1 protein-coding gene is annotated in these 842 nt (G+C 71.7%); it reads left to right on the plus strand.

Going from position 1 to position 842, the window contains the following annotated elements; genetic code table 11:
- Positions 1 to 81: 81 nt before the first annotated feature.
- The coding region (gene proC, locus HMPREF3086_RS01705) for a pyrroline-5-carboxylate reductase (RefSeq protein WP_083324227.1) at positions 82 to 842 on the plus strand (761 nt) is incomplete at its 3' end.

The raw sequence follows: 842 nt of genomic DNA on the forward strand, positions 1-842 counted from the left end.
GCCCGGTCGGCGCGCTGCCGGTCGACGGAGCACGCCGCCAGCCGCCGGGAGCAGGCGGCCGGGTGTGGCACTGTAATGAGCATGACGAGAATCGCAGTGGTCGGCGGCGGACGCATCGGAGAGGCCCTCATCGCGGGACTCCGCGAATCGGGGACCGAGCCGTCGGACATCGTGGTGGTCGAGGCCGTGCAGGCCCGCGCCGACGAGCTGGCCAAGAAGTACAACGTCCTCGCCACCAGCCTCGACATCGGTTGTGAGGGCGCCGATGTGATCGTCGTGGCCGTCAAGCCTCAGGACGTGCCCGCGGTGGTCGACCGGATCGGCGACGCCATCTCCGACAGCGTCCACGAGTCGATCGTCGTCTCGCTCGCGGCGGGCGTACCCACGCAGGTGCTCGAGAACAAGCTCAGCGCCGGCTCGCCCGTCCTGCGGGTCATGCCCAATACGGCCATGCTCGTGGGGCACGGCGTCTCTGCGGTCTGCAAGGGCCGCTACGCGCGCGACGAGCATCTCGAGCAGGTGGTCACGATCATGGAGAGCGTGGGCCTCGTCGTCGTCGTCTCCGAAGCCCAGATGGACGCCGTCACCGCCATCTCCGGCTCCGGCCCCGCCTACTTCTTCCTCCTCACCGAGGCGATGATCGACGCCGGCGTCGAACGGGGCCTGCCGCGCGACGTCGCGGTCAAGCTCGCCACCGGCACGGCACTCGGCGCGGGCGCGATGCTCACCGGCGGCGGCGGGGGACCCGCCGAGCTGCGCTATAACGTGAGCTCCCCGGGCGGCACCACCGCGGCCGCGATCCGCACGCTCGAGGCCCGCGGACTGCGCGCGGCCGTGGCGGA

The sequence above is a fragment of the Dietzia sp. HMSC21D01 genome (genome assembly GCF_001815995.1).
Classification (GTDB): domain Bacteria; phylum Actinomycetota; class Actinomycetes; order Mycobacteriales; family Mycobacteriaceae; genus Dietzia; species Dietzia cinnamea.